Annotated in this window: 10 protein-coding genes and 1 pseudogene; 3 read left to right on the top strand and 8 right to left on the bottom strand. The window is 70.7% G+C overall.

Translation table 11 applies throughout. The annotated features are described in order from the left end of the window. Positions 1-768: pseudogene (locus tag AB0H81_RS30055) on the bottom strand (hypothetical protein); the annotation flags it as partial. A 179-nt stretch (positions 769-947) separates the two neighbouring features. Between AB0H81_RS30055 and AB0H81_RS30050 the strand changes: the two are divergent. From AB0H81_RS30050 to AB0H81_RS30040, 3 genes are all read left to right on the top strand, one after another. After that, complete coding sequence (locus tag AB0H81_RS30050) at positions 948-1,586, top strand: sigma-70 family RNA polymerase sigma factor (protein ID WP_358381276.1); 639 nt, start codon at positions 948-950, stop codon at positions 1,584-1,586. 71 nt (positions 1,587-1,657) lie between these two features. Then, positions 1,658-2,359: a DUF5667 domain-containing protein gene (locus AB0H81_RS30045; RefSeq protein WP_358381274.1), complete on the top strand. Its 702-nt coding sequence runs from the start codon at positions 1,658-1,660 to the stop codon at positions 2,357-2,359. A 10-nt stretch (positions 2,360-2,369) separates the two neighbouring features. After that, positions 2,370-3,245 carry an HAD-IB family hydrolase gene (locus AB0H81_RS30040; protein ID WP_358381272.1) on the top strand — a complete coding sequence of 292 codons (876 nt, stop codon included), beginning with the start codon at positions 2,370-2,372 and terminating at the stop codon, positions 3,243-3,245. 3 nt (positions 3,246-3,248) lie between these two features. On the opposite strand, the gene AB0H81_RS30035 is transcribed toward AB0H81_RS30040, so the two are convergent. The 7 genes from AB0H81_RS30035 to AB0H81_RS30005 all read right to left on the bottom strand — a co-directional run bounded on the left by AB0H81_RS30035 (position 3,249) and on the right by AB0H81_RS30005 (position 8,211). After that, complete coding sequence (locus AB0H81_RS30035; protein ID WP_358381270.1) at positions 3,249-4,247, bottom strand: LCP family protein; 999 nt, start codon at positions 4,245-4,247, stop codon at positions 3,249-3,251. A gap of 2 nt (positions 4,248-4,249) precedes the next feature. After that, positions 4,250-4,834, bottom strand: a complete 585-nt coding sequence (locus tag AB0H81_RS30030; protein WP_358381268.1) for an RNA polymerase sigma factor — start codon at positions 4,832-4,834, stop codon at positions 4,250-4,252. A gap of 100 nt (positions 4,835-4,934) precedes the next feature. Then, complete coding sequence (locus tag AB0H81_RS30025) at positions 4,935-5,729, bottom strand: oxidoreductase (protein WP_358381266.1); 795 nt, start codon at positions 5,727-5,729, stop codon at positions 4,935-4,937. Between the two features lie 80 nt (positions 5,730-5,809). After that, positions 5,810-6,688, bottom strand: a complete 879-nt coding sequence (locus tag AB0H81_RS30020; protein ID WP_358381278.1) for a lysophospholipid acyltransferase family protein — start codon at positions 6,686-6,688, stop codon at positions 5,810-5,812. Positions 6,689-6,714: 26 nt separating this feature from the next. Next, positions 6,715-7,710: an NAD-dependent epimerase/dehydratase family protein gene (locus AB0H81_RS30015; RefSeq protein ID WP_175604297.1), complete on the bottom strand. Its 996-nt coding sequence runs from the start codon at positions 7,708-7,710 to the stop codon at positions 6,715-6,717. A gap of 24 nt (positions 7,711-7,734) precedes the next feature. Next, positions 7,735-7,833, bottom strand: coding sequence for an AURKAIP1/COX24 domain-containing protein (locus AB0H81_RS30010; RefSeq protein ID WP_018654693.1), 99 nt, complete (start codon positions 7,831-7,833; stop codon positions 7,735-7,737). Positions 7,834-8,007: 174 nt separating this feature from the next. Further along, positions 8,008-8,211: a helix-turn-helix domain-containing protein gene (locus tag AB0H81_RS30005; protein WP_043629748.1), complete on the bottom strand. Its 204-nt coding sequence runs from the start codon at positions 8,209-8,211 to the stop codon at positions 8,008-8,010. Between the last annotated feature and the right edge of the window lie 142 nt (positions 8,212-8,353).

Raw genomic sequence — 8,353 nt, 5'->3', positions numbered from 1 at the left:
GCGGCCGCCCGCGCGCCCGCCCTCGGCCCGGCCGGGGTCCGGGCCGCGGTCACGGGCGTCCGCGCCGTCGAAGTCGTCCTCGTCCTCGTCGTCCTCGTACGGGGCCAGCGGGCGCAGCACGCAGTACCAGATGCCGGCGGCGGCCACCACGAGCAGCGCGGCGGTGAAGAACCCGGGCACGGCGAAGCGCATCGCCCCGAGGACGGCCAGCGAGGACGGCACCACGACCAGCACGGCGTGGAGGTTGTCGGTGTCGTACTCGTCGCCGTTGCGCCACCGTAGCGCGGCCACCACCAGCGCTCCCAGCAGGAGCGCCGTCACGATGACGTGGGCGCCGATGAGGAGGTAGTCGGGGATGAGCCCCCAGTGCCCGTTGCCGGGGGGCAGCACCTTGACCATGCCGTCGCCGTCGATGATCGGGTCCGCGAGGAGGATGACGCCCGCCACGATCGTGAACGCGGCGCCGAACAGCCAGGCGGCGAACTTCGGCGGCACCTTCTCGGCCAGCAGCTGGATCAGGCCGATGGCGAGCCAGAGCGGCGCCAGCAGCGATCCGGTGAGCTGGTAGAGCTTGAACGTGACGGGGCCGAAGCCCGTCAGGTAGCCGAGGCCGATCACGGCGAGTGAGAGGCAGAGCGCGACCGCCGCGACGGTCCAGGCGATCAGCCACCCCTCGACCTCCTCACGCAACCGGCGCACGAGGGCGCCCGTGGCGATCGCGGCGAGGAGCGCACCGGCGAAGGCAATGACAGCAACGAGGATCTCCATGGTGACTCCAATGCTGCCGGACGATGCCTCCCAGCCGGTAGCCGAAGAGGGAACGGGTCGGTCCAACACGGTATCCGCCGATTACGGCAAGTCATGCCTGCTGGAGCTGGATTGTGCAATTTCCAGTTGATTTCTAGAGTGTTCGAGCACGCCGCACCCCTTACCCGTAGGGATACCGGATGCCTGACTCGTGGCCGTTCGCCGGGCTGCTCTCCCCAGCGGTCCCCGGCGCCGCCCGGACGTCCGAGCTCGCCGTACGTGAGGAGCTCCCCGACGACTTACGCCTGCTGGTGCTGCGCGCCAAGACTGGTGACACGGAGGCTTTTGGCACGCTCTATGACCGTTACGTTGGGCTGGTCTATCGCTACATCTATTTCCGGGTGGGATCCCATCCGCTCGCGGAGGACCTGACCAGCGAGACCTTCCTGCGCGCGTTACGCCGCGTCGCCGACTTCACCTGGCAGGGGCGCGATTTCGGGGCCTGGCTCGTGACGATCGCCCGCAACCTGGTGGCCGACCACTTCAAGTCGGGCCGCTACCGGCTGGAGATCCCGACGGGGGAAGTGATCGACGTCCCGCTCGACGGCGCGCACATTCCCGAGAACGCCGTGGTCACGGCCATCATCAACGACCGGGTGCTGCGCGCGGTGCGCGAGCTCGGCCCGGAGCAGCAGGAGTGCGTGGTGCTGCGTTTCCTGCACGGTCTGTCGCTGGCCGAGACGGCGTTGATCATGGGGAAGAAGAGTGGAGCGATCAAAGCCCTGCAGTTCCGGGCGGTCAAGGCGCTGGCGCGAGCTCTCCGCCATGACCTTGCGTAACCTCCCATCACGTCACTTCGTTAGGCATTTGTCACGACTGGAACTTTTTCGGGGGATATCAGGGAGCTGTCATGGGTAAGTCGCGCAGATCGCGCGAACGCGTGCTGGGTCACCTCACCGAGCTGCGGGAACTCCCGCTCGGCGGCGGGCCGAGCGACGCGTTCCGCGACCGGCTGCGTGACGAACTCCTCACCGCCCGTTCCGACGCCTCCGAACGCTCCGCGCGCCGCCCCCGCGGCCCCCGCTCCGCCTCCTCCCGCTCCTCCCGGCGTGGCCCCGGCTCCTCCCGGCGCCGCGTGCGCGCGCGTCCGTGGCTGTCGCAGCTGGCCACGCTCAGCCTGGCGGCCGCCATGATGGTGTCGGCCTTCGCCACGTACCGCGCGGTGCCCGGCGACACGCTCTACCCGCTCAAGCGCGCGGCCGAGAGCACCCTCGTCCGGCTCAGTGACGACGACGTCGAGCGCGCCGAGCGCGAGCTCGACTCGGCCAAGGCCAGGGCCGAGGAGGTGGCCGAGTTGCTCGGCCCCTCCCACGAGGACTCCCCCGGCAACGACGCGCTGGTCGGGAGGACGCTCAAGGACATGGAGGAGTCCACCCGCTCCGGCATCAGCAGGCTGGAACGCGTGCGTCCCCGCTCGCCGAAGATCAGGACCTTCGCCCGGGACCAGCGCGACATGGTCGAGCCCATGCTGGAGCGCATGGACGGCGAGGATCAGGACCAGGCGACCGGATACCTCGACTACATCGAAGGACTCGCGGCTCCGCCTGGGTAAGCTGAAGCTCATGTGGCGGCTAATCCGACGACGGCGCGAGGTGGAGGCGGAGATCGCCGGTGAGGCCGCGGCGGCGGCCGCCGTGACGGCGCCCCCGGCCGAACCCGACCTGGAGGCGGCGGCCTTCTTCGACGTCGACAACACGATGATGCGCGGCGCCTCGATCTACCACTTCGCACGTGGTCTAGCGACGCGCGGCATGTTCACGACGTCCGACCTGTTCAAGTTCGCCGTGGGCCAGGCGGTGTTCCGCCTGCGCGGCAACGAGAACCCCGAGCACATCGCCGTGGCCCGCGAGACCGCCCTCGCCTTCGTCGCGGGCGCCAAGGTCGACGACGTCGTACGGCTCGGCGAGGATATCTACGACGAGGTCATGGCCGACCGCATCTGGGGCGGCACCCGCGCGCTCGCGCAGAGCCACCTCGACGCGGGCCAGCGGGTCTGGCTGGTCACCGCCACCCCGATCGAGCTGGCCAGGGTCATCGCCCAGCGGCTCGGCCTGACCGGCGCGCTCGGCACCGTCGCCGAGACCCGCGACGGCGTCTACACCGGGCGGCTGGTCGGCGACCTGCTGCACGGCCCGGCCAAGGCCGAGGCGGTGCGGGCGCTGGCCCGCCGCGAGGGCCTCGACCTCACCCGCTGCACCGCCTACAGCGACTCGGCCAACGACCTGCCCATGCTGTCGCTGGTCGGCCACGCGGTGGCCATCAACCCCGACACCGAGCTGCGCGAGCACGCCAAGGAGGTCGGCTGGCCGGTCAAGGACTTCCGCACCGGCCGCAAGGCGACGCTGACCGCCCTGCCCATCGCCGCGGGCGTGGGAGCGGTGGCGGGCGGCGTCGCGGCCGGCATCGCGCTGCGCCGCCACTACCGCCCCCACCTGTAGGGGCTACCGGAGCCTCGCGAAGAGCTGGTCGGCCTCCGGCTGCTTCCAGGCGATCCGGTTGGGGTCGGGCGGATAAGGCTTCCAGGGCACGGTGACGAATTTCGGCAGCCGGCTGTCGCTCATGGAGACGGCGAGGTCGGCCATCGTCTCCAGATCGAAACCCTTGTCCGTCTTGATCGACTTGGTGGCTGCGGCGAGGAACGAGCGCAGCCTGCCCGGGTCGGTGAGCGTCTTCTTCGCCTTGGCCAGCATCGCGCGCAGGAGCGCCTGCTGGCGCTTGATCCGCTGGATGTCGGAACCGTCGCCCAAGGAGCGCAGCCGCATGTATCCGAGCGCCTGCTCACCGTTCAGTGTTCTCATGCCCACCGGGAGTCTCAGCTGGGACTTCGCATCGTTCACGGGCTGCTTGACCTTTATCTGGACGCCGCCCAGGGCGTCCACCACCTCCTTGAAGGCGTTGAAGTCCACCTCCATCATGTGGTCGATCCGCACGTCCGTCAGGGTCTCGATCGTCTTGACCGTGCAGGTGAGCCCGCCCTTGTCGAACGCCGAATTGATCATGTCCATCCTGGCCGGCACTGATCCGCACCGCGGGATCTGCACCATCGAGTCGCGCGGGATGCTGACCGCCGTGATCTCCTTGCGATCGGCGGGCAGGTGCACCAGCAGGATCGTGTCGGTGCGCGCCCCCCTCGACGCGCGGAAGCGCTCCGAGCCCGCCCGGCTGTCGGTGCCGACGACCAGCACGTTGAGCGCGCCGGTCGCCACCTTCGCCGGCCGGGCCCCGGCCGGCGGGGCGACGGTCTGGGTGCCGCGCAGCACCAACGTGGGCACGGCGACCGCGGCGGCGGTGGCGACGGCCGCCAGGCCGGTCAGCAGCAGGCCGACCCTCCTCCGGCGTGGCCTGGCCTGGGTCAGGCGGTTGCGCTGCCGCGCCAGCGTGGCGGGCGGCTCGTGCTCCAGCGCGGCGCCGAGGTCGCGCAGCAGCTTCATGTCGTCCATCGTCACGCCTCCTCGTCGAGCAGCGGGTTCGTGTCGCCCAGCGCCGCGCGTACCTTCCGCCTGCCCCGGTTGAGGCGGGAGCGCACGGTGCCGATGGGGATGCCGAGGGCCTGCGCGGTCTCCTCGTACGTGAGGTCGCCCCAGGCGATGAGCAGCAGCACGTCGCGGTCCTTGGCGGGCAGGGCGGCCAGCGCGCTGGCCAGCTCGGGCCGCGCGGCCTGCGCGGAGACGCCGGCGGCGACCCGGTCGGCGGGCGAGTCCACGCTGTCCTCGACGGGTGCGCGCAGCAGGGCCCGGTAGCGGGCCGCCTCGGTGCGGCGGTGGCGCGAGATGAGCTTGGTGAGGATGCCGAACAGCCAGGGCCGCGCGTCGGCGTAGGCCAGGTCGTAGCTCCTGCGGCGGGAGAAGGCGACCAGGAACGTCTCGCCGACGAGGTCCTCCGCGGGCTCGGGGCCGAGCCGCTTGGAGACGTACCTGTAGAGCATGGCGGAGTAGCGGTCGAACAGCTCGGCGAACGCCTCCGGCTGGGTCCAGGAGGCGCTGACGAGGTCGGCGTCAGCGCCCCTGGTGGCGGGTTGCGTGATCATCTCCGCCCTTCGGTGGGGAAGTCGGTCGGAGATGTCTCTCCACAACCCGCCATCCGGGTTCACGCGGCGGGAACCGCGCGGACCCGCGGCGGGGCCGACCCTACAGCTCCTTGAGGAAGCCGCCGTCGACCACGAACTCGGCGCCCGTCGTGCTGCCGGAACGCGGGGACGCGAGCAGCGCCACCGCGTCGGCGATCTCCTGCGGGTGGACCAGGCGGCCGGTGACCATCCGCATCATCTGCGGGGCCACCGTGGAGATGACGCTGTCCTTGTCGGCGCCGGCCATCCCGGCGATGACCTCGGCCGCGCCGCCCTCCTTGGTCCACCAGTCGGTGAGCACGGCGCCGGGCAGGACGGTGTTCACCCGGACGCCCTGCGGGCCGTACTCCTCGGACAGGGCCTTGCCGACATGGTCGAGCGCCGCCTTGGCCGCGCCGTAGTCGACGTTCATCGCGGACGGCTGCTTGCTCGTCGTGGAGGAGACGTTGACGATCGCGCCGCCGCCGCGCTCCAGCATGACCGGCACGGCCTCGCGGATCATCCGGATCGCCGCGAACAGGTTGAACTCGAACATCTCCTGCCAGGCGGCGTCGTCGGGCGCCATGAAGCCGACGCGCGGCAGCGTGACGCCGGGCGGCGGGCCGCCGGCGTTGTTGACCAGGATGTCCACGCCGCCGAACTCCTCGACCGCGGCGGCCACGACTCGGGTGGGCGCCTGCGGGTCCATCAGGTCGGCGGCCACGTGAACCACCTTGTCCGGCAGGTCGTCGGTGCGGGTGCGGGAGACCGCCACGACGTGGGCGCCCTCCTCGTGCAGGGTGCGCGCGACGGCCAGGCCGATGCCCTTGGACGCGCCGGTCACGACGGCCACACGGCCGGAAAGCTGCAGGTCCACGATGTTTCCTCTGGGTCGGTGTTCTTGACGTTCGTAGGAACACCGACCCCGCGCGACCGGTTGCGGGGGAGCGCGAAGATCTAGAGAAAAGGCGGGAACGCGTGGCCGCGGCGCAGCCGCAGCTCGGTGAGCAGCTGCTGGATGACCTCGCGGACGTGGTCGGTCAGCTCGAAGACCACCATCGGGTCGTCGGCGGCCGACGGGTCGTACTCGTCGGTGCGGATCGGCTCACCGAACTCGATCATCCACTTGGACGGCAGCGGCACCAGCCCCAGCGGGCCGAGCAGCGGGAAGAACGGCGTGATCGGCAGGTAGGGCAGCCCGAGCAGGCGCGCCAGGGTGGGCAGGTCGCCGATCTTCGGGTAGATCTCCTCGGCCCCCACGATGGCGGTCGGCACGATCGGCACGCCCGCCCTGATGGCGGAGGCCACGAAGCCGCCCCTGCCGAAGCGCTGCAGCTTGTAGCGCTCGGAGTAGGGCTTGCCCACGCCCTTGAAGCCCTCGGGGAACACCCCGACCAGCTCGCCCTTGCGCAGCAGCCGGTCGGCGTCCTCGGGGCAGGCCAGCGTGTGGCCGGTCTTGCGCGACAGGTGGCCGAGCAGGGGAAGCTGGTAGACCAGGTCGGCGCCGAGCAGGCGCAGCGGCCGTCCCGCCTCGTCGTGCAGCGCCACCTGCATCATGAGCGCGTCGACCGGGAGCGTGCCGGAGTGGTTGGCGACGACGAGCGCGCCGCCGTCGGCGGGCACGTTCTCCAGCTCGACGGTCTCGACCCGGAACCAGTGGCGGTAGAGGGGCCTGATCAGCTCCAGCATCACCTTGTCGGTGAGTTCGGCGTCGTAGCCGAACTCGTCGACCTCGTAGTCGCCGGTGACGCGCCGCCGCAGGAAGGCCAGCGCCTCCGCGAGCGGGTCGGGCCGGTCGGACTGGTCGTAGGAGGGGGCAGCGGTGATCGGGATCACCCGCGCCTCCTCGTGGTCCGGGACGCTCACCTGCGGGCACCTCCGAGCGGGCGAAGCCTTCGCGACCGCAGGAAGTCGTCGAACGCCGCGCCGGTCGTGAACTTGGGCTTCCAGCCGAGCTCCGCCTCCAGCCGCGAGCAGTCGACCACGCGGCCGTGGCTCATCAGCCGCACCTGCTCGGGCGAGTAGTCGACCAGCCCCGCCCGGCGCGCGGCGTCGCCCAGCATGCGGAAGGCCGGCGCGAGCAGCGGCATCGACGCCCTGCCCGCGCGGCGCGCGCACTGCGACAGCAGCAGCACACCGGCCCCGGCCACGTTGAACGTGCCGGGGTGGTCCTCCGTCGCCATCCGGCGCAGCACCTCGACCGCGTCGTCCTCGTGGACGAACTGCAGCCGCGGGTCGAAGCCGAACACCGTCGGCAGCACCGGCTGGGTGAAGTAACGGGTCAGCGGCGAGTCGACGCCCGGACCCATGAAGTTGGCGAAGCGCAGCAGCGAGACCGTGATGTCGGGGCGGCGGCGCGCGAAGCCGCGCACGTAGCCCTCCACCTCGGCCGCGTCCTTGGCGTAACCGTGGACCGGGCCGTCGTGGGGCTCCAGGTCCTCGGTGAACACCGCGGGGTCCCGGGGCGACGACCCGTAGACGGCCGTGGTGGAGCGCACCACGACCCGCCGCACGGTGGCCGACCGCTGGCACGCGCCGAGCAGTTGCATGGCGCCGATGACGTTGTGCTCCTTCATCAGCGCCCGCCCGGTGGTGCGCGAGGGAGCGCTCACCAGACTCATGTGCACGACGGTGTCGATGTCAGCGGCCGCGATCACCTGGGCGATGTCGGGGCTGCGCAGATCCACCCGGACGAACTCGGTCCGGCCGAGGGAGATGCCGCCGTCCCGCGTGAGGGAGGGGGGCGGCACGGTGTCGACTCCGATGACGCGGCTGATGTCCGGGTCTGCCGCCAGGACGCTCGCCACCCGGGCGCCGATATGGCGCGAGACCCCGGTGACGAGCACGGTGTGGGTCATCAGCGCCTCGCAGCTGCGTGTGTCTTACTTCTTGTTACGCCGCTGGATGCGCGTCTTCTTGAGCAGCTTGCGGTGCTTCTTCTTGGCCATCCGCTTGCGGCGCTTCTTGATCACAGAGCCCACGGGACCCCCAGTGCTGGTAGCAAGTACGACGGTATGCGAGCGCATACCGGCTCACAGACTACCGGCGATCCACGGTAGATCGCCCCAAGGGGGGGCGAGAGCCCGGCCGCGTGGCGCCGGCCAGGCCTCTCCCGCGTCGGCACTCGCGGTGTTCCGCACACCGCTACTCCAGCATCAGCCTGCCTCGATGTAGGCCTCCCGAAGATAGTCGTGCACCGCCTGCTCGGGCACTCTGAAGGACCGGCCGACTCGGATGGCCGGCAGCTCGCCGGAGTGCACCAGCCGGTACACGGTCATCTTGGACACCCGCATGACCGTGGCGACTTCTGCCACGGTCAGGAACTTCACCTCGCTGAGAGGTCTTTCGCCTGCAGCCATCGGACGCCTCTTCCGCACGTGTTTCCGGGTTATCCCCACTGGTGCCATTGCTCACGCACGTGTACTGCTGTCAGCGTAAGACGGGACTCCGAGTCGGCAAACCCCCTAGTTTCTCAGTTGGCGGAGCCCTCTGTCAGCCGGA

The sequence above is a fragment of the Nonomuraea sp. NPDC050691 genome (assembly GCF_040654455.1).
Lineage (GTDB): Bacteria > Actinomycetota > Actinomycetes > Streptosporangiales > Streptosporangiaceae > Nonomuraea.
The sequence above is the reverse complement of the archived record's forward strand: the minus strand, read 5'-3'. Positions and strand labels throughout refer to the sequence as shown.